The organism is Aurantiacibacter marinus (genome assembly GCF_001021555.1).
In the GTDB taxonomy this organism is placed as follows: domain Bacteria; phylum Pseudomonadota; class Alphaproteobacteria; order Sphingomonadales; family Sphingomonadaceae; genus Alteraurantiacibacter; species Alteraurantiacibacter marinus.
Map to the genome: position 1 here is coordinate 345,106 of NZ_LDCP01000002.1, position 26,067 is coordinate 371,172.

The window sequence follows — 26,067 nt, forward strand, 5'->3', positions numbered from 1 at the left end:
GCGCTTATGGCGGGCCTCCATGACAGGGGCAAGCTCAGCGGGGCGTTCTTCGCAGTTTAATCCTTGTTCGCGCGGTAGGTTTCCAAAGCACGTTCCCGCGCTTCCTTATGCCCGATGATCTTGGGTGGGTAATTTGCAGGCTTGCAGCCGTGCTCCTCCGGATCATGGACGTAAGGATCGCTCAATTCCGCCAGTTCGGGTATCCATTTGCGAATGTAATCACCGGCATCGAATTTCTCGCTCTGGCTGAGGGGCGCCATGATCCGCACGAACATATTGCTGTCCACGCCCGTTCCGCTCACCCATTGCCAATTGGTTGCATTAGAGGCGTAATCCGCATCCACCAACGTATCCCAGAACCACCGTTCGCCGTGGGTCCAGTTTATCATGAGGTGCTTGATAAGGAAGCTGGCGGCAATCATCCGCACGCGGTTATGCATCCAGCCGGTCGAGTATAATTCACGCATTCCGGCATCGACAATCGGATATCCGGTCTGGCCGCGCTGCCATGCTTCCAGTTCTTGCTGGATATCATCGCTGCGATTGGGATTGCGCCAGAAATTCTCGCCGTAACCCTCGCGATAAGGCTCTACGCCATATGACGGATATTGGCAGATGACATTTTGCGCGTAATCGCGCCACACCAGTTCTTGCCGGTAAATGGTCGCTCCTTCGCTGGTGTACCGGCTCATTGCGTCCCACAGCATTCGCGGAGAGACCTCTCCGAAATGCAGGTGCGGGCTCATCCGGCTCGTACCCTCTATAGAGGGCAAATTGCGCTTCTCGTCGTATTCGGAAACGATATCGAGGTAGTCTTCGAATTGCGCCATTGCCGCCGCAGTGCCATGCCGGGCACCCCAGAATTCCCGCATCCCGCCTGCCCAATCCGGCTTTGCGGGCAACAAGTCCCATGCTGCAAGATCATCACTGTTAGGCCAGCTTTCCGGCGCAGAAAGGCTTGGTTCGGGCAGGATGTCAAAGCTGTCGATCGCCTCGAACATGGCGTTCTTAAATGGCGTGTAAATCTTGTACGGATTGCCCGATCCGGTTTTAACTGTGCCTGGCGGAAGCAAGTAATTGCCGTCATGCAATTGCAGGTCGAGACTGTCCTTCAGCGCCCCTTGCGCCTTGCGCCACCACGGTTCGTAATGTCGGATAGCGTGAACGGTTTTCGCGCCCGTTTCACCAGCCAGCCTGGCCAGTTCTTCTGCCGCAGTGCCTCGCCGCAGGATCAGTTTTGAATTGTGCCGTCCAAGGTCCTTCTGCAGGGCAGAGAGCGAATGGTGCAACCACCACCGGCTTGCCCCGCCCATCTTGTGGTCGCCGGGTGTGTCATCATCAAGGACATAGACCGCGATGACCGGCCCCGCTTGTGCGGCAGCAGCAAAGGCGGGATGATCGGTGATGCGCAAGTCGCGCCGCAGCCAGACGATTTGTGGTTCAGACAATCAGTTTCCCCAAGGGCTTCACATTTCAGGGCCTCAACCGCCAACGGGTTCCAGGCAGAATTCATTCGGCACTATCACGCTGAACCTTCCGTCCCGCACTGCATAGTAACGAGCATCGGCCAATTGGTAGGATCCGTCCTCCAATTGATCGAGAACCGGAGCGCGCGACCAAAACAGGAAGGCGTCAACCTGCGCGTTCCGGTCTCGTGCCGCATCCAGATCGCACGCAGCAAGCGGCTTGCTGCCGACACGCTCTCCTGCGACAAAAAAGCTCCCGCTGCCACTCACGCCGATGCTTTGTCGCTGCCAGAAGGCAAGCGGCGGCGGGGAACTGATCGTTTCGACAAATGCACCATTCTGCATCCGGTCATATTGCGAGATGGCATAATTCGCAGCGAGATAAAGGCCGGCAATTCCCAGCACATTGCGCGCCAGCCTGCGCCAGTCACCGCCGCGCTTTTCTCTCCGGAAGGATAGCCACAGGCCAATTCCCATTAGCAACCATAGCCAAACATCAATGATGAACAGCACGTCGCCATAGAACCAGCGGCTGCTGAACGGTTCAAGCAAGCGAATGCCATAAACGTTCATCCAGTCGAGTGCAGGGTGTGTCAGGCAACCAATAAGCGCGAGCGCGTAGAGCCAGCCAAAATGTACTGGCAAACGCTTTTCGGGCCGTCTCCCGCGCGAAGTTTGCCAGCGGTCCCAACCCCATAACAATCCCGCCAGTATCAGTGGGAGGAGCACCAAGGCCGGCGGCCCGTGGGTAATACCGCGCCGGAAAGCAAGGTGTTCTACCCCTTCAAGCCAGAAGAAGCAGGCCGCATCAACATCGGGCAGGTTCGCGCCGATAATCAACGCAGGCATGGCAAGGCCCGATTTCTTCTTGAGGCCTGCCTGTCCGATCAAGGCGCCGACTAGAGAGTGGGTCAGATTGTCCACCTGCCTAAGCTGACTTGCCAACGAAATCGGGGCCGGCAAATGCGGGGCTAACAAATGCGGGACAATCGCCCTTCCCCAGCACCCACCGGTACATAGCCAGATATTGCTGTGCCACGCTGCCCCAGGTGAATTTCTCCGCGCACAAGGCCTTTGCCCGCGCAGCCATGGCGGCAAGGTGGGGATCTTCAAGCCGTGCGCGCAACACTTGCGCCAGTTCAACAGGATCGGTCGTCACGCGAACTGCCGCATCACGCATAAAGCCTTCAGGCAAATTACAACCGTCGGTGATGAATGTCGGAGTGCTGTAAGCCCATGCCTCCAGCACGGCGACGGGCAGGCCTTCGGAATAGGACGGCAGGATAAAAGCATCAGCGTCACAGAAGGCCGCGTGCTTTTCTTCGCCATGAAGCGCCCCCGGGAAATCAACTTGCGCGATGTCTGGCAAACTGGCGGCCTGCGCCATCAAAGCCGCGCGGTGACCGCCATCGTCCCAACCGGCAATGACGACCCGCCAACGGGCGGCAAGCAAGGGATCTTCACGGGCCACCGTGTCCCATGCGAACAGCAATTCCTGCACGCCCTTTTTGGGATGCAGCCGGCCAAGAAACAGCAGCGTCTTGCGTTCACCCGATGAGGAAGGCGGACATGACGTTTCGGGAAGATCAATCCCGTTGGGAATTTCCGCAACCGGATTGATATAACCCGCAGCGCGAATGGCCTTGGTTTCGGCATCAGCCAAAGCGTGCAAACAAGCTGCACCGCGCAAATTTGCACGTTCATACAGAGCGCCTGCCAATTTCTTCTTCCAACCCGAATTGGCCAATGCCCATGGGTCCAGCATGCCATGAGGAGAAATCACCACAGGTCTGCCCGTTTGATTGCGCCAGCGGCTGACAGCCAGCGACGGACCTTGCCAAATGCCATGCTGATGGAGCAGATCATGGTTTCCCAGCCGCCTCGTCAGATCGGGTGAATAGCCAAGTGCTGCAGGCCCTGCCGGTTCGACAAGGACTGTCTTGATATGCCCCCAATCGGCCAGATCGGCAGCGGAATGTTCATCGCGCAAAGCATATACAGTCACATCGCAACCGAGCGCTGCCAGCCCCTGCACTGCCCGCCGCAGCACGACTGACACTCCGCCGGCCTTTCGGGAAATACTGGTGCAGACGAATCCGATATCCAGTCTTGCGCCTTCGCTCATGCCGGATCACCAGCGCTCAATGTATCTACGTGGGCAGCAAAATACGCATGCAATTTCAACGCTGCCTGACGGGACGGCAGACCGTCAAGTGTGCCTAACCTGGTCAGGATGGCGGCTTGCCCGGCGCGGTTACCGGCAACACCCCATTCGCTGTGAGGGCTGTAATTTGGCGCTCGCCCGACCCGCGCAATGCTAACGCGGTCGCGCACGGAATTGACCGATTGCACAAACTCGTCATGCACCTCGGGTGTATCCAAAGCCATACCAAAGCGGGCGTTGATCGCCTGCACGACAAGGTCAAACCTTTCGAGCAGGAGCGCAAAGGGCGTAATCACAAATCCTGCTTCACGTCCCTTAAGTGGCCGGTAATAGGCGCAGTAATCGCGGTAATGAATGTCTGGCTGGTCCACTCCGGAAGCTGCGATCATGCTTGCCACGGCATCATCCGGGTCGCGTAGCAAGAGCACGGCTGCCACGCCTTTATCCATCGCGCGCAATATCTGCGCGGGGCTGTGGGCATGGCTTTTCAGGGCGATACCGCGCGCGCGTTGCGAGTGGAGAAACGCGGCCTCTGCAAAGCTGTTTCCGCTGCGGGGAAAGCCATCGACGACCAGTTCCGTATCATGGTCCAGCAATTGCCGGTTCCCCGTCAGCCTGGCGAATGGAAAGAACAGCGCCGGGCGGCCCACGATGTGGCGGCGAAAGGCTCTGACAAGAGGGAAATAGCGCAAGAGTGGGACTTCCGGAATCCACGGGTTCTCCCCGCCATGTTGATCTGCACCTACCAACCGCCGCCGCCGCGCTCAAGGCTGATGCGGCCCGCTATGCCGGTGCAAGTTGATTTCGGAAGGTTCGCCGCATAAAGCTGCGCCGTCGCAACGGCACGTGAAACCCGCGTCCGGCACCAAGTGGAGATTTTGGCAGGCTGGCAATCGCAGTCTGTTGAATACATCGATGAAATTGTCACCGCTCCCTCCGCCTTCATTGGCCAATAAGCTGAAGCGATTTGTGTGGTCGCTGGCCTGGGTGTTTCTTTACCGGCCTACCCCGTCGATGATGCATGGCTGGCGCTGCTTCCTGCTCCGCTGTTTCGGCGCGGATATTCGTAAAGGGGCGCATCCCTACCCTTCTGCCAGGATTTGGGCACCGTGGAATCTCGTCATGCTGGAAGACAGCTGCCTTGGTCCGAACACCGATTGCTACAATGCCGCCAAAGTCACGCTGGGGAAACGGGCGATTGTCAGCCAGAAGGCGTATTTGTGCACTCCCAGTCACACGATTGATGACAGTTTCACGCTGGTAGGGGCGCCAATCCACATCGATGATTTCGCCTGGGTGGCAGCCCGCGCGATGGTCGGCCCTGGCGTGACCATCAATCGCGGCGCAGTGGTTGGCGCAGGCGCAGTCGTGACGAAGGATGTTGCGCCCGGCAAGATCGTGGCAGGCAATCCGGCGCGAGAGGTCAGTGAAAGCGCGCTAGGCCAAAGCGATGGCGCAATCACGCGGCAGGCCGACCGGTGACCAGCCCCACCGTTACCGCGATCATCCTTACCATGAATGAGGAGCAGCACCTGCGCCGGGCGCTGCAATCCGCGATGCCGCATTGCTGCGAAGTGATCGTGGTAGATTCCGGTTCGACAGACGGTACGGAGGCTATTGCCCGCGAACTGGGTGCCAGATGGCATATCAATCCGTGGATCAATTACGCCACCCAATTCAACCACGGCGTCGATCTTGCAGGCGAAACATCGGACTGGATCCTGCGCCTTGATGCAGACGAGGTTCTGGATGGCGACTGGTATTCGCGTTTCTGCGCGCTGGTGGCGCACAAGCCGGAAACCACTGGCATTGCCCTGCGCCGAATGATGACTTTTCGCGGAAAGGCCATTCGCCACGGTCTTGCACAGACGTGGCAGTTGCGCCTCTTCAGATCGGGCCGCGGCCGCTGCGAAGCGCGCTGGATGGACGAGCATATCGTCGTCGATGGCCCTGTTGAACAGCTGCCCGTGCAATTGCTTGACGACAACTTGAACGATCTGAAGTGGTGGACGCAGAAACATCTCGGCTATGCCGACCGGGAGGCAGTTGACCTGCTGCTGAGTGAGGAGCGCGCTGCGACAGTCGCGCCTGCGCAAGCGGGGGCCATGACGGGACAAGCCAGGCTGAAACGCTGGCTGAAAATCAAGGTCTATGCCCGCCTGCCAATCGGGCTGCGCGCGCTTCTGTTTTTCGTCCTGCGCTATGTCTTTGCGCTGGGCTTTCTGGATGGCCTGCGCGGCTTCCAGTTCCATTTTCTGCAAGGCTTCTGGTACCGGATGTATACGGACATAAGGCTTGATGAGATCCGTAACCTGCAAGCGGCAGAAAACCTGCCTTTAGAAGAAGCAATCCGGCGCGTAACGGGCTTGGAAGTGCCCCTTCAACACGTGCTCGCCAAGGATCCGGAAAATGGCGGATAAGCCCGCGCGCGGTTCGCTGATCTTCGTCAATCGCTACTTCTGGCCAGACCGAAGCGCGACGTCGCAGATTCTTACCGATGTCGCGTTCCATCTGGCGCAAGAAGGTTACGGCGTCAAAGTGATCGCCAGCCGCCTTTCGTACGAAAGTGATGAAGGCCGCTATGCGGCAGCAGAAACGCACAAGGGCGTTGCTGTAGAGCGCGTTGCGACCCCAAGTTTCGGACGCGGAAGCATTGCGGGGCGCGTAGCCGACTATCTCGGCTTTTACATCACAGCCTTTTTCAAGACGCTGGCGACAGCGAAAAAGGGCGATGTTGTCATTGCCAAAACCGATCCGCCGGTTCTGTCATGGCCGATAGGCCTCGCCGCCCGGATAAAGGGCGCGCGCCGCGCCAATTGGTTGCAGGACCTCTATCCCGAAGTGGCAGAAGCTTTTGGCGTTCTTGGCAGCGATGCAATTTCAACGCGCATGGTGCGCCGACTGCGGGACAATTCGCTGCGCCAGGCAGATTGTAATGTCGCCATCGGAGACCGCATGGCGGACCTGCTGCGCCAACAAGGCGTGGCAGACAGCCGTATCACTGTGATCCCAAATATGACCGATGACGAGGCCATTCGCCCTATCGCTGCGGAGGACAATCCCTTGCGAAAGGAATGGGGCTTTGCCGATAGCGATCTGGTCGTTGGCTATTCCGGTAATCTTGGACGCGCGCATGAAGTAGACACACTGCTGGATGCGGCGCAGCTGTTACAGGCGGAGGGCCGCAGCGAAATTCATTTTCTTGTCATCGGTGGCGGGTTTCTGCGCGAAAAGCTCGAGAGCGAGATAACGAGACGCAGCCTCTCCAATTTCAGGCTGGAACCCTATCAACCGCGCGATCAGCTGCATTTCTCTCTGACGGTGCCCGATGTCCACTGGGTATCTCTGCTACCCGACCTCGAAGGGTTGATCGTGCCGAGCAAGTTCTACGGCGCTGCGGCAAGCGGCAGACCCGTGATTTTCATCGGCAGCCATTCCGGTGAACTGGGCAGCATCGTGCCGGAGCGCAATTGCGGCGCTGTGGTGGACGTTGGCGCATTTGAGCGATTGGCGGACTTGCTGCGCGGCTATGCCGATAATCCGGCAAACCGGCTCCATCAGGGTCGCAATGCCCGTGAATTGGTGGAAGGCGGCTTCAATCGCGCGGCCGTTTTCGCGAAATGGGAAACATTCGCTGCGAGTTTCGTAGGCCGCAGCTAGACTGGCTCAAGGGGCTTGGCTCTTGGAGCTGGCTCCAGGGTCTGGCTCCAGGGTCTGGTCCACGGGTAGCTCTACTCTGGCTACTCCGTCAGAAACGAAATCCTATTTCGCGCCCTGCCCGCTGAAAACGACTTGGGCCGTGCGCGCCAGAATCACGAAATCCAGCCAGTACGAAAAATTCTTGATATAATAGAAGTCGTACTGAAGCTTGTCGTCGACGTCCGATAGCCGCGTCACGTGTCCCTGATTGACTTGCGCCCACCCGGTGATGCCGGGGCGCACGATGTGACGGTAATCGTAAAATGGTATTTCCTGCTGATACCAGCGTGACAGCTCCATCGCCTCAGGACGCGGACCAATCCAGCTCATATGGCCACGCAGGATGTTGTACATTTGCGGCAATTCATCAATGCGTGTCTGGCGCAGGAAGCGGCCGAATTTCGTGACACGCGGATCGGCATCGCCCGTCATGGCGTTGTGACGGCGTGTTTCCTCATCCATCTCTGCCAATTCAACACACATCGTGCGGAACTTCAGAACGTAAAAAGGATCACCGCGATAGCCGATGCGGCGCTGCCGGAAAAAAGCGGGCCCGGGTGAATCAAGCCTGATCATCATGGCAACGATGGCCAGCGGAACGATCATGATCGGCAATAAGAACAGAACCAACGCAATATCGGCAAACCTCTTCAACCGCATGAAAGACATGCTGGGAAGCAATGATCCAAAGCTGTTTTCGGAAAGGTGCTCGATCCTGATCTTGCCAGTCGCCGCTTCGTAAACCTGTTTGAAGTGGAAGACCGGAATACCCTGCAAGGCGGCGCTGGCCAGCAAACGCTCCCAAGCGTCATCGTGATCGGCATGAAGGTCAGCCACCAGAATAGCTCCGCGATGCTTGGGCAGCATTGGTTCTGAAAGCTCATGGGTCTGCAAACCGACGTTCTTCAAACGTTTGATCCGCCCGCCGGGGACGGTGTAAAAAATGTTCTGATCGGACCGCGTAGCCAGCACCATCACGATCAGATAGACCGAAAGCGACATGGCAAAGTTCATGCCGAACACAGGGATCGAATAGGTCAGACGAAGCATCAAGATGGCCATGGCAACCACGCCAAAGCTCATGATGAAAGACGGGATCACCGATCCGAACTGTTTCACGCCGGGATAAATATTAACGCGGCGGGCAAACAGGATACCGCCAATGCTTGCGATGACAGTTCCGATTACCGAATGCTGGACGGGGCCAGGTGTCAGAAAGGCCACCCGGCTGCCGAAAAACAGCAGTGGCGGCAACAGCGACCCAAGCATCAGACATGACAGGACCTGCAGCCCGAAAGAGCGATAGAGGCTGCGACCATCCTGGATCAGCTCATTTGGTGCTGCCATCAACATTGCGATGTCGCCTTGATCCCTGTCAACTCTATGTTTTTGTGCACTATTTTCAAAGCGCAGACACGCCTACTACGCCTGTCTTGCATTAACTGCAAGGTTGCGTACCAGACTTTACCTCAGGCCGGCAATGTCATGTCATTGTCGATTATCGCAACGGGAAAAGGCCCCGGGGGATTATTCCGCGTCGACGGTCCAGGTCTGACCCTTGGCGAGAAGTGCGGAAAGATTTGGTTCCTTGCCTTCACTCGCCCGCTCGCGCTCTTCCGCCACAAGCGTTTCAAAAGTCGGTGCCGGGTCGTCGTAGATCACGCCCAAAGCTTTCGGAAACGGGCCGAACGGCAATTCCACCAGCATATGCGCGATAGAGCGGTTCTTTACGTTGTGCCGGATCACACCCGCCGCCTGCCAATCGCCATCAACCACGTCGACGATCTTGAGCGCAAGCGTTTCAAGATCAAGCGCAACGCCCTTGGCACCATTAGCAAACAGCATCGGTTCGCCATCTTCCAGCCAAAGCTGGCTGTCTTCCGCGCCCTTGGGCGCAGCGAAGCCGTCGAACACGTCCTTGTTGTAGACGATGCAGTTCTGGTAAATTTCAATGATTGCAGCACCTTGGTGCGCATGCGCGGCCTTGAGCACTTCGGGCAATTTTTTCGAAACATCGAAGCCACGCGCAACAAAACGTGCACCCACGCCCAGTGCGAAAGCTGCAACGCGTGTGGGGCTGTCTACCGAGCCGGTCGGGGTCGACGGACTTCGCGTACCGATACGGCTGGTGGGCGATGCCTGACCCTTTGTCAGGCCGTAAATCTCGTTATTGAACAGCAGAATCTGCATGTTCACATTACGCCGCAGCACATGCATGAGATGGTTGCCGCCAATGGACAGGCCATCGCCGTCGCCAGTCACCAGCCACACATCCAGATCGGGATTGGCCAGCTTCACGCCCGTCGCCACCGCCGGCGCGCGGCCGTGGATCGTATGAAAGCCATAGCTTTCAATGTAATAGGGGAACCGGCTGGAACAGCCGATGCCGCTGATGAAAACGGTGTTTGCCGGATCACATCCAAGCTCCGGCAAGGTGCGCTGCACTGCCTTCAGAATGGCATAGTCACCGCAGCCGGGGCACCAGCGCACTTCCTGGTCGGTTTCCCAGTCCTTCAGGGTGGTTTCGATTTTTACAGGAGCGTTCATATGAATATCCGAAGAAAGCTTAGAGCGAGATAAAGACGACGATGTTGATCAGAATCACAGCAACAATGCTGATGAACCACCAACGCCGGAGACGGACAGAAATGGCATTTTCGGGCTCATAGGTCATTCATCGCCTCCTACCGGGCTCGGCAATTGCTGCTCATTCACAGCAACCTGCCCGCCCTCATTATCCGGAATGCCGTCAAAATATTTGCCGATAGCGTCTTCTATCTCGGCAATCGCAAATGGCTGGCCACTCGTTTTGGTAAGCGGCTGGGCGTCGACCAGATATTGATCGCGCAGCACGGTCTTGAACTGGCCGGTATTCATTTCCGGCACCAGCACATGATCGAAGCCGCGCAGCAAATCGCCCAGATTGCCAGGTAGAGGCCAGATGTGGCGCACATGGATGTGGCTGACCGAAAGCCCCTTCGCGATGGCGCGCTTCACACCCTGATGGATCGGGCCATAAGAACTTCCCCAACCGACCACAGCGAGCGTGCCGGAGGACTCTCCAAGACACACGTCCTGATCAGGAATATCCACGCCGAGTATTTTGTTCTGGCGCAGATCCGTCATCAGCTGGTGGTTGTCCGGCGAATAATCGATATGGCCGGTATCTGCCGCCTTCTCGATTCCGCCGATGCGGTGCATCATGCCGGGTGTGCCGGGCTTGATCCACGGACGAGCGCCGCGTTCATTGCGCTTGTAGGGGAGCAATTGCTCGCCGCGCGGCTCTGTCAGGAATTCAGCCGGAAACCGCTCGAAACTGTCAGGATCGGGCACTTGCCATGGCTCGCTGGCATTGGCGATATAACCATCGGTCAACAGCATCACCGGGGTCATGTATTGTACTGCAATCCGGCACGCCTCGATGGCGCATTCAAATGCATCACCGGGGCTGCGCGCTGCGATAACCGGCATTGGTGCATCGCCATTACGGCCATAGACGGCCTGATAGAGGTCGCTCTGCTCGGTCTTGGTGGGTAGGCCGGTGGAAGGGCCGCCGCGCTGGCTGTTGATGATGACTAGCGGCAGCTCTGTCATGATGCCCAGCCCCATCGCTTCGCCCTTCAGCGCAATGCCGGGGCCGGATGATGACGTGACGCCGAGCGAACCCGCATAGCTGGCCCCGATGGCAGCACAGATCGCGGCGATTTCATCTTCCGCCTGAAACGTAGTTACGTTGAACTCTTTCAGCTTCGCAAGGTGATGCAGGATCGCGCTGGCCGGAGTGATCGGGTATCCGCCGAAAAACATCGGCAAGCGGAGCAACCGTGCACCGGCCACCAGCCCAAGCGAAATCGCCTCTGCTCCGGTGACAGTCCGGTACAACCCTGGCGCCGTTGGTACGGGATCAAGATGCACCTGCTGCAACGGCCCGGCCAGTTCAGCCGTTTCACCATAAGCATGGCCCGCGTCGAGCGCGGCGATATTGGCGTCGGCAATGTCCGGCTTCTTGGCAAATTTTTCACGTAGCCAGTTTTGCAGCGGCTCTCGCGGGCGATCGAACATCCACAGCGCCAGGCCCAGCGTCCACATGTTCTTGCAGCGCAGCGCCTCTTTCTTGCCGAGGCCGAACGGCTTCACCGCTTCCAGCGTCATGTCGGAAATATCGAGCTGCAACGTATCGTATTTTGCCAGCGTATCGTCTTCCAGCGGGCTGACGTCGTATTTGGCCTTGTCGAGATTACGCTTCGTAAATTCACCGGTGTCGATGATGACCAGGCCGCCGGGCTTCAATGCCGGAAGATTGGTCTTCAGCGCGGCCGGGTTCATCGCCACGAGTACATCGGGCGTATCGCCAGCCGTATCGACTTCACGGGCACCGAAATTGATCTGGAACGCAGAAACGCCAAACAGCGTGCCTTGCGGCGCGCGAATTTCGGCGGGAAAATCCGGGAAAGTCGCAAGATCATTGCCCGCGAGCGCAGTGGAAAGCGTAAATTGTCCGCCGGTCAGCTGCATCCCGTCGCCGCTGTCGCCAGCGAAGCGGACAGTGATTGCATCCTGCTGAGAAAGGTCGGACCGCGGTGCGGCCTTTTGGGTTGCCATAAATATTCTTCCTGCGGCGCCCGATTGCCGTGTTAAGTTTGGCGCGCTTGTTTCGAATGCGACCTAGGTTCCCATTCGGTCCGAGACAATCAAGTTTTTCTGTTTGTCCTGCAATAGCTGGCTTTCGCCCGTCCACTGGTGCGGCTACATCGGCTTCATGACCAGACCAGATTACGACCAGTATCGCCCGTGCGTGGGCACAATGCTCATCAATGCATCCAGCAAGGTTTTTGTCGGAAAACGCATCGACAACCGGGAAGGCGACTGGTGGCAGATGCCCCAAGGCGGTGTTGATCCAGGCGAAGATCTGGATGTCGCCATGATCCGCGAATTGGGCGAAGAAACGGGCGCCCGTTCAGAACACCTGACGATCATGCACCGGATGGAGGAAGAGCTGTTTTACGACCTTCCGCCTGAACTGCAGGGCAAGTTATGGGGCGGCAGATACAAGGGACAGCGGCAGATATGGTATCTCGCGCGATTTACCGGCGCGGATAGCGACATCGACCTGGAGGCGCACAAGCACCCGGAATTTTGCGAATGGAAGTGGGTTGAGCCGCATGAGCTCCCCGAACTGATCGTACCGTTCAAGAAGCCGATATATCAGGCTGTGGTAAACGCATTTGCGGGGCACCTCTGAAACGCAAGAGAGCGAAGCACCGTCAGTTCTGCGTAACCTCGTCAGCAGGCGATACGACTACCGCGGTCATCACTGGCGGACCTTGTGCAATTGCGGCGGCAAGCTCTATCGTTTCTGCACAACCATCGCCGCACATGCTTTGCAGCACGGCCAAATTCTCGCGCGCCGCGCTCAATGCGCCCATTTCGACCAAAGCTTCACCCTCGCCCGCAATGGCCGCGAGGTTTTCGGGTTCACGTCCCCGCGCCTCCCGGTAATAACGGATCGCCTTTCCTTGCAGTCCATCAGCCCGGGCAGCTTCGGCCAATGACAGATAGACGTCGGTGTAGGCCGGATCGAGTGCCAACGCGGCTTCGAACGAATCAATTGCCGCCTGCGTATCGCCCGCTGTCAATTGCGCCCGGCCTTCGGCAACAAGTGCTTCGGCGCGCGGATCGGGCGGACTTACGCTTGCGTAGCCAACGCTGGCGTTCACCGCGAACAGGAGCGAAAGAGCAGCAGCGGCAGGTCCGAAACGCATGAAAAATTCCTTCGCGCGGGAAATGGTAAGGGCGGATTGGGCGTCCATGAGGGCGCTGGTTAACACGGCTTCCCTAGACGTGCGATGAAAAATCCGTCCGTGCCATCGGTGGACGGGGTGAGGCGCAATCCATCACCGTGCGGTGTACCCAGCGGCAATTCGGAACGGTCCGATATCCAACCGGGATTGTCGGCGATGAAGCGCGCGATCTGGTTCTTGCCTTCTTCGTCCAGCAGCGAACACGTCACATAGGTCAGATGACCGCCCGGTTTTACAAGCGGCGCGGCAATCCCCAGCAACCGCGCTTGCAGTGCGGCCAATCGCCCGAGTTCGGCAGGAGTAAGCCGCCAGCGCGCTTCTGGATTGCGCCGCCATGTGCCTGTGCCCGAACATGGCGCGTCGATCAGAACATGATCCGCCTTGCCCTCCCACTCGGCCAGAGCTTCAGCCTCGCTACCCGGATCGAGCAGAACAATCTGCGCAATCTGCGCCCCTGCCCGCTCTGCCCGCGGTTCCAGCTGCGACAGGCGGCGTTTGTCAGTATCTGCAGCCACCAGCGTGCCTTCGTTCGCCAAAGCAGCAGCCAGCGCGATGGTCTTTCCGCCAGCGCCTGCACACAGGTCTATCACAGTATCACCCGGAGCCGCGCCAACGGCAGAACAAGCAATCTGGCTGCCGAGGTCCTGCACTTCGATCAGGCCTTGTTCGTAGGCCTCCCATTCCGTCACTTTCGTGCCAGAAGGAAAACGCAGCGCACCGGGCAGAGCAAGCGGATCGCCCGCTTCGGGAAACTCACCTGTGCCATCGGGCAGTTTGAGGCGGTTAACCCGCACATCCAGCGGCGCGCGGGAAAGCAGGGATTGCGCCTCTTCCTCTCCGATACCCGATGCAATCAGGCGATTTTCCAGCCATTCCGGCGCGATGCCGCCAGCGGCGACGGACTCGTCTTCGACAATGGCGGCAGGTCCGTATCCTTCACCGCTGAAAAGTTCGCGCAGGTCGTCCTGCTCTTCCGCCAGCCCCAGCATGGCCGCGCGTCCGCTGGACGGGATCGGCCCGCATGCGCGGATCGCGTCATACACCAACTCGCGAATGGCGCGTTTGTCCTTTGAACCGGCGAAGCGGTGGTCCTTGAACCATTGCGCGACCAGCCTGTCTGCCGGAGGTCCTTTAGAGCGCGCTGCTTCGATGATGCTGTCGAGTATTTCGATCGCGGCCTGAACGCGTGCAGCAGGCGTCACCGTGTGGGATAATTCGGAGCTTCGCGCGTGATGCTGACATCATGCACATGGCTTTCCGAAAGACCGGCATTGGTGATGCGGATGAACTTGCCGCGTTCCTTCAGATCGGCAATCGTCGCGCTGCCGGTGTAACCCATCGCGGCCTTGATACCGCCAACCAACTGGTGAACTACATCGCGCGCCGGTCCCTTGTACGGCACCTGGCCTTCAATACCTTCGGGCACCAGTTTCATCTGATCCTTGATATCCTGCTGGAAATACCGGTCCGCACTGCCGCGCGCCATTGCGCTGACGCTGCCCATGCCGCGGTACGCCTTGTAAGCGCGGCCTTGATACAGGAAAGTATCACCCGGGGCTTCCTCTGTTCCGGCGAGCAGGCTGCCGATCATCACGGTAGAAGCGCCCGCCGCCAAAGCCTTCGCCGCATCGCCGCTGGTGCGCAGTCCGCCATCGGCAATGATGGGCATATCGCCTGCTGCGCCCGCGGCATCCATGATCGCGGTCAGTTGCGGCACGCCTACACCGGCAACGATACGCGTCGTGCAGATGGAACCTGGCCCGATGCCGACCTTCACCGCATCGGCACCTGCGTCTGCCAAAGCTCTGGTCGCTTCCGCAGTCGCAACGTTCCCGGCAACGATCTGCACAGTGCTGGAAAGCTTCTTGGCGCGCGTCACTGCCTCAGCCACGGCCTTGTTGTGACCATGTGCGGTATCGATGATGATGACATCGCATTCGGCATCGATCAGCGCTTCGGTCCGCTCGAAGCCCTTGTCGCCAACGGTTGTGGCGGCAGCTACTCGCAGGCGGCCCGTGCCATCTTTCGTCGCGTCAGGGTTGAGGACAGCCTTTTCTATGTCCTTCACCGTGATCAGCCCGACACATTTGTGATCGCTATCAACAACCAGCAGCTTTTCGATACGCCGCTGGTGGAGAATTTTCTGCGCCTGTTCCTGCGTCACCCCTTCGGACACCGTAGCGAGGTTTTCGCTCGTCATCAGTTCCTTCACCGGCTGGCGCGGATTGTCGGCAAAGCGCACATCGCGGTTGGTCAGGATGCCGACCAGCTTGCCGTCGGGGGCCGTCACGGGAATGCCGCTGATATTGTGCTGGTCCATCAGCGCCTGCGCATCGCCCAGCGTGGCATCGGGCGTGATGGTGATCGGGTTGACGACCATTCCGCTTTCAAAGCGCTTCACCCGGCGCACCGCGATGCACTGTTCTTCAGTCGTCAAATTGCGGTGGAGCACGCCAATGCCGCCCATCTGCGCCATGACAATCGCCATTTCGCTTTCGGTAACAGTGTCCATGGCGGCAGAAAGCACCGGAATATTGAGCGCAATACCGCGCGTCAGCTGCGTTTTGGTGCTGGCCTGAGACGGCAAGATATCGCTCTCCGCCGGACGGAGGAGAACGTCGTCAAAGGTAAGGCCGGTTACAATTTCCATGGATGCCACTTCTGTCTGGTGCGTTTCGATGCTGTTTCGATTCGTGGCGGTCCATGTAAACGCACTGTGTGGCAGGCGCTAGGGGGGGCGTAGCGCTAATACGCGGAATGGCTGATCTGGTCAGCCGCGCATGTCTTTCGAAGAACCGAGACTGAAATGCGAAGTGATGCTCGCTACTTGCGGCAACACTCCCAGCGTATCGGAATGGAAGGTCTTGTAGCTTTGCAAGCAATCGACCTCGACACGGAGGAGATATTCCACCGAACCTGTTATATTGTGACATTCGCGCACTTCTGGTGCGGCATCCATGGCGAGTTCGAATTCCCGCGCATCTTTTGCAAGATGGGCAGAAAGACCGACCGTCACGAAGACGGTAATTTCACCGCCCAGGCGGCTGCGGTCCAGCACTGCCCGATAGCCTTTGATATAACCGCTCTGCTCAAGCTCCTGCACCCGCCGCAAACAGGCCGATGCGGATAACCCGACCAGCCCCGCCAAATTGGTATTGCTGATTCTGCCGTCATTTTCGAGCGTGCGCAATATTTTGTGGTCAATAGCGTCCATAACCGAACAATATTCAGAAAATGATGGCCGAGGCAACGCATTTCACAAGGATTAATGGGCAAGATCGGCATATGATTGCACCGTGACCCATACTCCTGGGAGATTATGCAACATGGTACACCTGACCGCAGCCGAAATCGGCCTGAGACGGCTTGAATGCTACGACATGTCGTCGGACGGCGGCTTTCTGTGCCGCTATGATGCGAACAAGGTCGAACTTCCCGATTGCTGGGCCGATGCCGCAGCAACCGCGCTGCAATTGCCGCAGGTGCTCCCGTCAGGAATGGTCCGCAGCTTCCTGAAGGCCAACTCGCCCGATGCGGCCGATTTGTCAGACGCAGCCGAACTTACCGATCGGCAGGCGCGCATGGCGACGGTGCATTACACATTTATGGTGCAGTCCTACATCTGGGGGGAGATCGGTCATACGAATGTGCTGCCGGCCAACCTTGCTGTGCCAATGGTCGCCCTTGCCGACAGGCTTGGCCAGCAACCGCTCCTGACTTACAGTTCATACGTGCTCGACAATTGGGCGCTGATCGATCCGGCCAGGCCGCTTGGGCTGGACAATATCCGGATGATCCAGAACTTCCTGGGCGGTCAGGATGAAGCGTGGTTCGTGCTGGTGCATGTCGCGATAGAGGCATATGCGGGCAAGGTTCTTGCGCGGTTTGCCGATATCCATGACGCAGTGGCGCGGGATGATGCCGCGATGGTTCAGCAGCATCTGGAACAAACGGCGGGCACCTGGGCCAAGATTAACGCGCTGTTCGACCGTATGCCGGAACGCTGCGATCCCTACATCTATTTTGAAAGGGTGCGCCCCTATATCCATGGCTGGAAGGACAATCCCGCCCTGCCCGATGGCGTGATTTATGAAGGCGTCGAACGCTTCGGCTCCGCCGCGCAGGCGTTTCGCGGTCAGACCGGATCGCAATCGTCAATCGTGCCGAGCATGGACGCGCTGTTCGGCGTTGGACACGCAGCCGATCCCTTGCGCGAGTATCTCGATCAATTGCACGAATACCGTCCGCAGGGCCATCGCCGCTTTGTCGATGATGTGCGGGCCAGCAGCAGGCTGCGGCCATTCGTGCAAACGGTTGGGCCGCGAGGGCTGAAGGATGCCTACAACGCCAATATCCAGGCCATGTCTGATTTCCGCACACGCCATCTTGAATATGCCGCAAGCTACATCAACAAACAGGGCAAGAAAGCGGCCGGCAACGATACAGAAGTGGGCACAGGCGGTACGCCATTCATGCGTTATCTGAAAAAGCACCGCGACGAAACGCGTGGCAATCTGCTGTAAGCCGCTGATCGCAATTTGAACGCCAATCAGGGCAGCTTGAGTTGGATTAGCGCAGCTTTGGGAATATCCAGCTTACCAGCGCCGCTATCACGACTAGCCAGACGATAATAACCGCACCCGCTGCGATCCAGCTTGTCGGACGGCCCGATCTCTCCAGCGCCTCTGCTCTGAACTCTGCCATCAATTCAGCCGGTATGGTGCGCACCACCAGTGCAATTCCCAAGGGCACGATAATCAGATCGTCGAGATAGCCGATAATTGGAATGAAATCGGGAATAAGATCGACAGGACTGAGGGCATAGGCTGCCACAATTCCGGCGATCAGACGGGCGATCCACGGCGTCCTGCGATTGCGCGCTGCGATCCAGAGCGCAACGACATCGCGCTTGACCGCTTGCGCCCATGTTTTCAGCGTTTGCAGCCCCCAGGTCATCGCATTCCTTTACCGGGACTTAGCTGGCGATCATCGGCACCTTGCCAATTAACCGCCTATTCCGCCGTCCAGCCGCCATCGATGCTCCAGTTGGCGCCGGTTACATTGCCCATTTCCGTGCGGCACAGGAACGTTGCCAGCGCGCCCACTTCCTCGACCTGCACGAATTTCTTGGTCGGCTGTTTCGCCAGCAGTACATCGTTGATGACCTGTTCCTCGGTCAGGCCGCGCGCCTTCATGGTATCGGGGATCTGGCCTTCGATCAGCGGTGTCCAGACATAGCCGGGACTGATGCAGTTCGCCGTCACACCGGTTTCTGCCAGTTCCAGCGCGACCGTTTTGGTGAAGCCGTCCACGCCGTGCTTGCTGGCGTTATAGGCGCTCTTGAAAGGACTTGCGGTTTTCGAATGGGCTGACGCAGTGTTGATGATGCGGCCCCAACCCTTTTCCCTCATTGCCGGCACTGCCAGCCGCGTCGTGTGAAACACTGCGGTAAGGTTGAGCGCGATCACCTGATGCCATTTTTCGACCGGGAATTCCTCCACCGGGCAGACGTGCTGCATTCCGGCATTGTTGACGAGGATATCGAGCGGGCCAGCCTCCGCCATCATCGTCTCGATCTCTCCCACATCCATCAAATTCGCGCCGGAATGTGTCGCGCCGATTTCCGCGCAAATCCCCGCAATCTCATCTGCGTCGCCAAAACCGTTGATCACCACGCTTGCGCCTTCGGCTGCCAGCGCCTTTGCGATGGCGAGGCCGATGCCGGAGGTTGAACCGGTGACCAGCGCACGTTTGCCTTCGAGGAACATTTGATTCTCCATGGGATTACTCTCACACATGGTCCTAATGATGTCGGGATAAGGGTCCAGCGGAAACTGGACGTAACGAAGGGTAGGAATGTTGGATGAGGCTTAATCCATTTGATACGAGCAAGATTAATGTCGGCACCACCGGCGGCAGAGGCGGCGGCTTGGGCGGCGGGAAGCTGGGTTGTGGCGGTCTTGTGGTGGTGCTGATCGGCGCACTGGTGTTCGGTGTTGATCCGACGCAGATGATCGGTTCTCTGGAAGGGGCTCAGGGCGGATCGGGGCAAACGGTTTCATCAAGCGAAGACGAGCAGGCGATCTGCACTTCCAACGCCTATGCGCAGGAAAGCTGCAACGCGCTGACATCGTTGAACGAGACTTGGGCAGCGCGCTTCCAGGAAGCCGGAATTGGCAACCAGTTCCGCGATCCACGTCTGGAATTTGCCGACGCACAGAGTTTCGACACAGGCTGCGGTCCGGGGTCAGTGGGCATGGGACCATTCTACTGCCCTGCTGACGAGACAATGTATATCGACGTGGAGTTCTATAATCAGCTTGCCCGGATGTCCGGTAATCGCGGCGATTTCGCGCGCTATTATGTGGTGGCGCATGAATATGCCCATCATATCCAGACTGTCACAGGTATCTCCGGGCAGATCCGCAGTGCACAGCAACAGAACCCGCGACAGGCAAATCAACTCAGCGTGATGATGGAGCTACATGCCGATTGTTATGCAGGCGTTTGGGCGGGCCGGAACCGCAATCTGATCGATCCAGGAGATCTGGAGGAAGGCATGGAGGCCGCTGCTGCCATCGGAGATGACAATCTGACCGGAGGTCGCGTCAGCGCGGAAAACTTCACCCACGGCACCAGCCAGCAGCGGATGGCGGCATTGCGTCTTGGCATGCAAACGGGTGACGATGACCGGTGCGACAGCGAAATCCTGCAAATGCGCTAGCCGGGCGCTAATCACGCGCTACCAAAAAAGGGGGCGGAGCCATTGGCCCCGCCCCCTTTTTTTGGTCAATGTTGCGGCCCAATCAGGCGCGGGTACCTGGCGAGGTATGTTCACACTCCTCGCGCGTGCCGGGCAAGGCGGCCGGCATACCCGTCAATGGATGCACCATCGGTAATAAACGGACTGCCTGCGATCCGGCTCCACCGTTGGCATAGCCAAAGGTCATGCCGTCCGTGCGGGTCAGCACTTCCGGAAGTTTCTGCGGTCTGGACGGTATTGGAAAGGTAAGCCGCGAGGATACGTGCTCCAATTCAGACCGCAATCGTTCCACTTCCGAGATGGCTTCTTCCAGCTGACGGGTGATCTCTTCGCGCCTTTCTGCGGAAATCTGCCGGTTGGCTGCAATCGAAGCGATCACGCTGCGCAGACCATCCGTGGCATGTGCACGTATGGCAGTATGGCAAATGACCATGGCACGCCGACCATCAGCCATTTCGACTTCGCTAACATCCTGGCCATCTTCGCACCGCGCGCGGATGGCGTTGTTACCCTGCTGATCTTCGTCGATCACGAACAGATTGGTGCCCGAATCTCCGGCGCGCGAACGAAGGACGATTGCCCGCTCGACATGGCTCTCGATTTCATCATCAAGCCCTTCCAGTTCGCGCTCGACCTCGGCCATGGCAGCGCGAATTTCTTCGGCCCGCCGCACGGTGCTTTGATCACCATCGCCGCGGCGGATAACCCGGCGGACTGTGCGCCGCTCGCCATCGCTGGAATGGGTGGTGCGGATGGTAATGCGCTGGCCATCTTCTGTATCTTCAATGTCGACATCGAAATCGCCATCCGGTTCCGGGCCAAGTTCGCTATCTCCTTCCACATCCCGTTCGGCATCGCCTTCAGCTTGCCTCTCGATGCGTACAACGCGAATGGTTGTGTTGGGGTCTATGGTCGTGCCGTCCTGATCATCGGAATCGCCCGATTGTGGCCCGGATTGCGGCCCGGATTGTGTCCCGGATTGATCAAGGGCTGCGTTCTCTGCCGGTGGCTGGGCGTAGCTGATCGAAGCAGTCAGCGGCAGTGCCAGGGCGGTGGTGGTTATCGCGGCAATACCAATCCGGCGGCGGCGGGTAGAAATATCAGTCAAGGTGAGGCTCCTCAATCGGTGGATGATGGACTTCTCGCCAAGCACCGGACATGCCATTGCTGTGGCCATCCCGCCGGCCATTCCATTTATCGTCGGAGCCGCCAATGCCAGGTGCTCGCCAGCAGCAAAGCCGGCAATAACCTCTGCATAGGCAACCCTTTCCGACTGCGCACGGCCAGCAACAACGCGCGCGTCGCACGCTGCCTCCTGATCCCTGCGCATTGCTCGCCAGCCCCACCAGGCGAGAGGATTGAACCAGTGCAAAGCCAACAGCGGCTGGGCCGCAATATTGGCGAGAAGATCGTGGCCGCGATGATGCTCAAGCTCATGCGCAATGGCCATGTCGCGCGCCCGCACATCGAGCAGCGCCATAAAGTTCACCGGCAGCGCAACCACCTTGTCGCGCACGCCGAAAGCAACCGGCGCGCTGACAGCGGATGTCTCCACCAACCGGACCTTGCCGGCTTCGCCCATCGGCCGAGCATCAGCAAGCAGGTCTCGCCGCATCTGCCAATATTGTCGAATGCGCCAGCCAAGGAATACTACAGCGCCTGCAAGCCAGAGCGGGATGAGAAGCTCGGTCGCCGTGATCCCAAGTTCCGGTACTGCAGAGCCAGCGGACGTATCGCCAAACGCCGAGGGTGCATCGGAGATGATCACAATCATTTGTTCCGCGCCGCTGGTCATGGCTTGCGAAGAGGCATGCGAATGGGCCTGCGATTGAGCCTGCAATCCAGCCAGGGATGTGGCCTGCTCTGAGGGGGCCATCCAGGTTGGGAGGACGATTGGCGGCATCACCAGCCGCAGCAGCGGAAGTACCCACAGGGCATAGGCGATTTTCGGGCCGAAATACCGGGCGACCGGCCGCCGCACCAGCATAACCAGTGCGATCAGCAGCCCGGTGTAGATGAAGGTATCAACCATCCATTCGGATAGAGCGATTGAGTGCAGGTCGATCATTTCTTCATCTCCTGCAAGAGACGCTCGATCTCGGAAATATCATCCGCCGTCAGCGCTTCGCTCTCGGCAAGATGGGCGAATAGCGGCGCCGCGCGGCCACCGAACAGACGTTCAACCAGCCTTTTCGATTCCGTCCCGACATAATCATGCCTTGCAATGCGCGGAGTGTACAAAAAACGCCTGCCATCAGGCTTGGTCGCGAGGGCTCCCTTGGCCACAAGACGCGAAAGCAATGTCTTTACAGTCGGAATGGACCAGCCGCGCTGCGTGCATACGGCATCGCAAACTTCGGCGGCGGTTTGCGGACTGGTCAGCCACAATGCCTCCATCACGGCAAGTTCTGCCTCGCTGATCCGCTCGGTGCCAGCACCACCCGAACCCGGTCCCACATTGGCAGCCATCTTGTTCTCCCCAAACAACTACGTGCTCCGACCTTACGATTACGTTTGTAATCTGAACGGTTCTTGAATGCAAGGCGCAAGCTTTCTAGGTCTGTGCCGCGGCTCCGCCAAAACAGGGGGATTCAAGCATTGGTGAATTTTCCGGAAAACTGTGTAACCGTGGGCGCGAATGGGACGAACTGACAATCACAAGCCGGCTTCTGCCGACACGCTGGACCGCCTTATGGCGGCTTCGCGTGAAGGTGACCGCAAGGCTTACCGGCAATTTCTTGCCGAGGCTTCTGTCCGCATCCGCTCCATGCTGGCGCGGAAAGTAGGGGCTTACAGCGAATTGGAGGACGTTTTGCAGGAATGTCTGATCGCCTTGCATACCAAGCGCCACACGCTGGACCCCGGGCGTCCTGTGGGGCCGTGGATGTATGCGATCGCGAATTACAAGCTGATCGATCACTGGCGCAAACGCGGACGCAGTCCGTTGGTGCTGGATGATGATGCGGACATGGATGTGGCGGCGGATACGTTTGCTGGCATGGACGTTGAAGGTCTGCTGGGCGCATTACCCGAGGCGCAGGCGGAAGCGATCCGCCTGACGCATATCGAAGGTCTCACCAATCGAGAGGCGAGCGACCGGATCGGCATTGGACATTCGGCAATGAAGCTGCGGGTCCATCGCGGCATGTTGCGGCTGAAAGAAATCGTGGACGAACAGGAACGATGAACAAAACTGATTCCATTCTCGATGAACTGGCCAGCCAGGGGGCACTGCCTGCGGCCGGACATTCACTGCGCTTTATCACCCCGCTGCTGGTGGCACTGGTCGTATGCGCCGGTGCAACAATTGCCGTGCTTGATGATGCTTTCCCCGGCATTGCGACTACCGGTGCCGGGCCGATCCTTACCAAATGGGGCTTTTCGCTCGCCTTGGTGCTGATGGCACCAATCGCGCTGTGGGCACTCGGGCGACCAGGCCGTAGGACCAATTTGTCGGTCGCGATCCTATCTGTGCCGTTTGTGCTGGTCCTTGGCCTGCTGGCAATGGACCTTTCGATAAATTCGCAGACGTCTTTTCCTGGCGAAACCTGGCAGCGGTGTCTGACAGCAATGGCGCTCCTCAGCCCGCTCGCCTTTGGCGGTGCAATCATCGCTATGCGTGCCCTTGCCCCCACCAATCTGCGGCGCGCCGGCCTTGTCGCGGGGTTGTTCGGGGGCGGCGTTGCTATGACAGCCTATGCGCCTTTCTGTCCGGAGCGCGGAATGCTTTACATGGCCGTTTTTTACTGCCTGCCGATCTTGATAATGGCTGGCATCGGCTGGCTGGCTGGGCCAAAATTGCTGCGCTGGTAAATTGCCAGACTAAACGAATCAAGGGGTAAGCTGGCCTGACCAGCTTACCCCTTTTTCTCTGCGTTCCTGTGGCGGGCGGTGATCAGGCGAAGCTCTCCTCCGCGTCATCGCGCTGCGCCACCTCGCTCCAGTTCACATGCCGGGTGGCGTACATTATCGCGCCAAGCGCTGCGAACAGCAGCACCGATCCGATCACCAGCGACCATGTTTCCATACTCAGCAGGACAAACAGAAGGGCGTACAGACCTGCAAGCATCGAACCGATAAAGCCAGACCTGCGCCAGGTGCCAAGTACCGCCGCGCTGTACGCAGTCAGCAAGCCGATAATCGCAGCTGCGGCGATAACATATGCCAGCGCAAACCCGACCACTTCGGCAAAGGCCAGCAGCATCACGAAAAACAGGATCAGCCCTGCCCCGGTCAGTAGATATTCCGCACTGGCGACGCGCGCGCCGCCGACCACGTCGAACATGAGGAAAGCTGCGAAGGTGAAGCCGATGAATAGAAATCCGTATTTCACGGCGCGGTCTACCTGGCTGTACAGGTCAACCGGATCAACCAGCGCAATGCTCGCAATCGCGCTGCTGCCTGCTCCGCCCCTGGCTGCTCTTTCGTAAGCCTCCGAATCGGAACCTTCGACATGCATTATTGCTCCTGCTGCGGAATGGTCGGATGTCGCCAGCAAGCGTTCTCCAAGGGCCAGATTGGTGATGCCGCGATAGGTTGCGGCGAAGCCTTCATCCGTAATCTCGCGCTCATCAGGCACAAAGCCGGTAAAACTGGGGTGCGGCCAGTCTGACGTAACGCTCCATGACGTTTCTCCTCCGCGCGGAACGAGTGAAAGTGACCGGCTGCCACGCAGGCCATATTCCCATGCGACTTCCAAAGGTTCACCTGCCAGCCAGGCGACGGGCGCGGAAAAGCCCGATCCTGCCGTGGCCACCGGGCCGTTGCCGGGGCTGAGCTGGGCTGCTTCTCCGTTGACGGTCACCCGCGCGCCATCCGTGATACCGCGCGGATCGGAAATACCGAAACGCAGTTCCGCCGCATCCAGCAACAGGTCGGACTGTGCAATGCCCAGCCGTTCAAGATCATCGTTCAGCACAAATTGCGCCGTGCCGCTCATGCTGCCCTGATACACCACGCTTTCATAAATGGCGTAGCCCTTGCGGTCCGGTTCGATGGTCGTCTGCACATCCTGCGTTAGCGGAGAGACAAACAATTCGCGGCGGACCTGGCGGCGGCGTTCCTGCGTCACACCATTCACCGTTTCCGTTTCGACTTGTTCGTCATTGTAGGGGATCACCAGCAACGGACCGGTCACCGTCTGCGCCCCGCCCCAGCCCGCGGTAATCTGCGATTGCGCCAACTGTGACTGCATTTCCCGGTCCCACACCAGCGCGTAAACCATCATCAAAGGCACAATCAGAACCGCTGCGACCAATCCGGTGATGAACAATTTCATCCCGGGGCTGCGTTCTTTGGACATCAACTCAACTCCCTCATGATTACGATGAACTGTGCTTTGATAGCGATGAACTGAATTTGCTGTGAATGGCGGTCGGGAGAATTTGACGCGAGCGTGCATGCTGTATCAACTAGCGCCATGCTGACCCGATTCACTATTCTCGCATTGTTCCTGGCATCGCCTGCCATCGCCCAGGATGCCGCCGATCCCGGCACGGAAACCGCGCCGGCCTACGAAACGGCGCAGGTCGTGCTCGAAACCACAATGGGCAACATCGTCATTGCGCTGGAGACGGAGCGCGCGCCGATCACGGCGGGCAATTTCCTGCGGTATGTCGAGGAAGGCCGCTTCGACGGCATCGTATTCTACCGCGCAATGCATCTTGACTGGGGCGAACAGCCGAACGGGTTGATCCAGGGCGGCGCACAGTGGGATCCGGATCGTATCCTGCCGCAAATCGCGCATGAACCCACGACCGTCACGGGCCTCAGCCATACACGCGGGGCGCTTTCCATGGCGATGGGCGAACCCGGAACCGCAAATGGTGATTTTTCGATCATGCTGGGCGACCAGACCGGCCTGGACGCGAATCCCGAGGCCGAGGATCCCGTGTGGCAGAACGGTTATGCCGTGTTCGGGCATGTCATCGAAGGCATGGATGTGGTGGAGGCAATCCACGCTGCCCCGATTGATCCTGCAAAAGGGGAAGGCTGGATGCGCGGGGAAATGCTCGGCGAACCGGTAGTTGTTGTCGAAGCGCGGCGGTTGCCGACCGAATAGGCACGGTGCCGACAAAGCAGTTGTGGTGATTTGGGCGAAGGGCTAACGCGCGCTCCTCGCAGTCGCATTATCTGGGAAATCTGCATGGCTTTCGGCGATGACGTGCAAACCGA

Annotated in this window: 25 protein-coding genes; 9 read left to right on the forward strand and 16 right to left on the reverse strand. The window is 58.7% G+C overall.

Features of this window, described 5'->3' with window-relative positions; all coding sequences use genetic code 11:
- Positions 1 to 56 precede the first annotated feature (56 nt).
- The 4 genes from AB731_RS08040 to AB731_RS08055 are packed head-to-tail and all read right to left on the reverse strand — an operon-like array spanning position 57 to position 4,322.
- On the reverse strand, positions 57 to 1,448 hold the full coding sequence (locus AB731_RS08040) for a cryptochrome/photolyase family protein (RefSeq protein ID WP_047093553.1): 1,392 nt from the start codon (positions 1,446 to 1,448) through the stop codon (positions 57 to 59).
- Between the two features lie 33 nt (positions 1,449 to 1,481).
- Positions 1,482 to 2,390, reverse strand: coding sequence for a metal-dependent hydrolase (locus AB731_RS08045; RefSeq protein WP_047093552.1), 909 nt, complete (start codon positions 2,388 to 2,390; stop codon positions 1,482 to 1,484).
- Positions 2,391 to 2,394: 4 nt separating this feature from the next.
- Positions 2,395 to 3,591 carry a glycosyltransferase gene (locus AB731_RS08050; RefSeq protein ID WP_047093551.1) on the reverse strand — a complete coding sequence of 399 codons (1,197 nt, stop codon included), beginning with the start codon at positions 3,589 to 3,591 and terminating at the stop codon, positions 2,395 to 2,397.
- Positions 3,588 to 4,322 carry a hypothetical protein gene (locus AB731_RS08055; RefSeq protein WP_156167410.1) on the reverse strand — a complete coding sequence of 245 codons (735 nt, stop codon included), beginning with the start codon at positions 4,320 to 4,322 and terminating at the stop codon, positions 3,588 to 3,590. Before AB731_RS08055 ends, AB731_RS08050 begins: the two co-directional genes overlap by 4 nt.
- A 430-nt stretch (positions 4,323 to 4,752) precedes the next feature.
- On the opposite strand from AB731_RS08055, the gene AB731_RS14390 reads away from it, so the two are divergent.
- The 3 genes from AB731_RS14390 to AB731_RS08070 are packed head-to-tail and all read left to right on the forward strand — an operon-like array spanning position 4,753 to position 7,290.
- The gene (locus tag AB731_RS14390; RefSeq protein ID WP_407921643.1) at positions 4,753 to 5,112 is read left to right on the forward strand and encodes an LbetaH domain-containing protein; all 360 of its coding nucleotides are present in this window, start codon (positions 4,753 to 4,755) and stop codon (positions 5,110 to 5,112) included.
- Entirely contained in the window at positions 5,109 to 6,050 is a 942-nt protein-coding gene (locus AB731_RS08065) for a glycosyltransferase family 2 protein (protein ID WP_052768987.1), read from the forward strand. Before AB731_RS14390 ends, AB731_RS08065 begins: the two co-directional genes overlap by 4 nt.
- The gene (locus AB731_RS08070; protein WP_047093548.1) at positions 6,040 to 7,290 is read left to right on the forward strand and encodes a glycosyltransferase family 4 protein; all 1,251 of its coding nucleotides are present in this window, start codon (positions 6,040 to 6,042) and stop codon (positions 7,288 to 7,290) included. Before AB731_RS08065 ends, AB731_RS08070 begins: the two co-directional genes overlap by 11 nt.
- A gap of 102 nt (positions 7,291 to 7,392) precedes the next feature.
- On the opposite strand, the gene AB731_RS08075 is transcribed toward AB731_RS08070, so the two are convergent.
- The 3 genes from AB731_RS08075 to AB731_RS08085 form a co-directional block, all read right to left on the reverse strand.
- Positions 7,393 to 8,676, reverse strand: a complete 1,284-nt coding sequence (locus tag AB731_RS08075; RefSeq protein WP_047093547.1) for an exopolysaccharide biosynthesis polyprenyl glycosylphosphotransferase — start codon at positions 8,674 to 8,676, stop codon at positions 7,393 to 7,395.
- Between the two features lie 180 nt (positions 8,677 to 8,856).
- Positions 8,857 to 9,876 (reverse strand): 2-oxoacid:ferredoxin oxidoreductase subunit beta, encoded by a 1,020-nt coding sequence (locus AB731_RS08080; protein ID WP_047093546.1) that lies wholly within the window; start codon positions 9,874 to 9,876, stop codon positions 8,857 to 8,859.
- A gap of 123 nt (positions 9,877 to 9,999) precedes the next feature.
- Positions 10,000 to 11,931, reverse strand: coding sequence for a 2-oxoacid:acceptor oxidoreductase subunit alpha (locus AB731_RS08085; RefSeq protein ID WP_047093545.1), 1,932 nt, complete (start codon positions 11,929 to 11,931; stop codon positions 10,000 to 10,002).
- 157 nt (positions 11,932 to 12,088) lie between these two features.
- On the opposite strand from AB731_RS08085, the gene AB731_RS08090 reads away from it, so the two are divergent.
- Positions 12,089 to 12,571, forward strand: coding sequence for an RNA pyrophosphohydrolase (locus AB731_RS08090; protein WP_047093544.1), 483 nt, complete (start codon positions 12,089 to 12,091; stop codon positions 12,569 to 12,571).
- Between the two features lie 22 nt (positions 12,572 to 12,593).
- On the opposite strand, the gene AB731_RS08095 is transcribed toward AB731_RS08090, so the two are convergent.
- The 4 genes from AB731_RS08095 to AB731_RS08110 form a co-directional block, all read right to left on the reverse strand.
- Entirely contained in the window at positions 12,594 to 13,091 is a 498-nt protein-coding gene (locus AB731_RS08095) for a tetratricopeptide repeat protein (RefSeq protein WP_156167434.1), read from the reverse strand.
- Between the two features lie 59 nt (positions 13,092 to 13,150).
- The gene (locus tag AB731_RS08100; protein WP_047093543.1) at positions 13,151 to 14,332 is read right to left on the reverse strand and encodes an RsmB/NOP family class I SAM-dependent RNA methyltransferase; all 1,182 of its coding nucleotides are present in this window, start codon (positions 14,330 to 14,332) and stop codon (positions 13,151 to 13,153) included.
- Entirely contained in the window at positions 14,329 to 15,780 is a 1,452-nt protein-coding gene (guaB, locus tag AB731_RS08105; RefSeq protein WP_047093542.1) for an IMP dehydrogenase, read from the reverse strand. The genes AB731_RS08100 and guaB overlap by 4 nt, the downstream gene beginning before the upstream one ends.
- 120 nt (positions 15,781 to 15,900) lie before the next feature.
- Positions 15,901 to 16,344: an Lrp/AsnC family transcriptional regulator gene (locus AB731_RS08110; RefSeq protein WP_047093541.1), complete on the reverse strand. Its 444-nt coding sequence runs from the start codon at positions 16,342 to 16,344 to the stop codon at positions 15,901 to 15,903.
- A gap of 112 nt (positions 16,345 to 16,456) precedes the next feature.
- Between AB731_RS08110 and AB731_RS08115 the strand changes: the two genes are divergently transcribed.
- Positions 16,457 to 17,653 carry a PrnB family protein gene (locus AB731_RS08115; protein ID WP_047093540.1) on the forward strand — a complete coding sequence of 399 codons (1,197 nt, stop codon included), beginning with the start codon at positions 16,457 to 16,459 and terminating at the stop codon, positions 17,651 to 17,653.
- 46 nt (positions 17,654 to 17,699) lie between these two features.
- Here the strand turns inward: AB731_RS08115 and AB731_RS08120 are convergent, their stop codons facing one another.
- Both AB731_RS08120 and AB731_RS08125 read right to left on the reverse strand, forming a co-directional pair.
- Positions 17,700 to 18,086 (reverse strand): YkvA family protein, encoded by a 387-nt coding sequence (locus tag AB731_RS08120; protein ID WP_047093539.1) that lies wholly within the window; start codon positions 18,084 to 18,086, stop codon positions 17,700 to 17,702.
- 56 nt (positions 18,087 to 18,142) lie between these two features.
- A complete protein-coding gene (locus AB731_RS08125) occupies positions 18,143 to 18,898 on the reverse strand; it encodes a 3-hydroxybutyrate dehydrogenase (RefSeq protein WP_047093910.1) in 756 nt (251 codons plus the stop codon).
- Between the two features lie 95 nt (positions 18,899 to 18,993).
- Here AB731_RS08125 and ypfJ point away from each other — a divergent pair, with 95 nt between their 5' ends.
- The gene (gene ypfJ, locus AB731_RS08130; RefSeq protein ID WP_047093538.1) at positions 18,994 to 19,854 is read left to right on the forward strand and encodes a KPN_02809 family neutral zinc metallopeptidase; all 861 of its coding nucleotides are present in this window, start codon (positions 18,994 to 18,996) and stop codon (positions 19,852 to 19,854) included.
- Positions 19,855 to 19,936: 82 nt separating this feature from the next.
- On the opposite strand, the gene AB731_RS08135 is transcribed toward ypfJ, so the two are convergent.
- Positions 19,937 to 21,961: a M56 family metallopeptidase gene (locus AB731_RS08135; RefSeq protein WP_047310208.1), complete on the reverse strand. Its 2,025-nt coding sequence runs from the start codon at positions 21,959 to 21,961 to the stop codon at positions 19,937 to 19,939.
- The gene (locus tag AB731_RS08140) at positions 21,958 to 22,362 is read right to left on the reverse strand and encodes a BlaI/MecI/CopY family transcriptional regulator (protein WP_047093536.1); all 405 of its coding nucleotides are present in this window, start codon (positions 22,360 to 22,362) and stop codon (positions 21,958 to 21,960) included. Before AB731_RS08140 ends, AB731_RS08135 begins: the two co-directional genes overlap by 4 nt.
- A 169-nt stretch (positions 22,363 to 22,531) precedes the next feature.
- On the opposite strand from AB731_RS08140, the gene AB731_RS08145 reads away from it, so the two are divergent.
- Positions 22,532 to 23,080, forward strand: coding sequence for a sigma-70 family RNA polymerase sigma factor (locus AB731_RS08145; RefSeq protein WP_047093535.1), 549 nt, complete (start codon positions 22,532 to 22,534; stop codon positions 23,078 to 23,080).
- Positions 23,077 to 23,706: a DUF1109 domain-containing protein gene (locus AB731_RS08150; RefSeq protein ID WP_052768986.1), complete on the forward strand. Its 630-nt coding sequence runs from the start codon at positions 23,077 to 23,079 to the stop codon at positions 23,704 to 23,706. Before AB731_RS08145 ends, AB731_RS08150 begins: the two co-directional genes overlap by 4 nt.
- 82 nt (positions 23,707 to 23,788) lie before the next feature.
- Here AB731_RS08150 and creD read toward each other — a convergent pair whose 3' ends face one another.
- Positions 23,789 to 25,195, reverse strand: coding sequence for a cell envelope integrity protein CreD (creD, locus tag AB731_RS08155; protein ID WP_047093534.1), 1,407 nt, complete (start codon positions 25,193 to 25,195; stop codon positions 23,789 to 23,791).
- A 117-nt stretch (positions 25,196 to 25,312) separates the two neighbouring features.
- Between creD and AB731_RS08160 the strand changes: the two genes are divergently transcribed.
- Positions 25,313 to 25,954, forward strand: coding sequence for a peptidylprolyl isomerase (locus AB731_RS08160; protein WP_047093533.1), 642 nt, complete (start codon positions 25,313 to 25,315; stop codon positions 25,952 to 25,954).
- Positions 25,955 to 26,067: the final 113 nt, after the last annotated feature.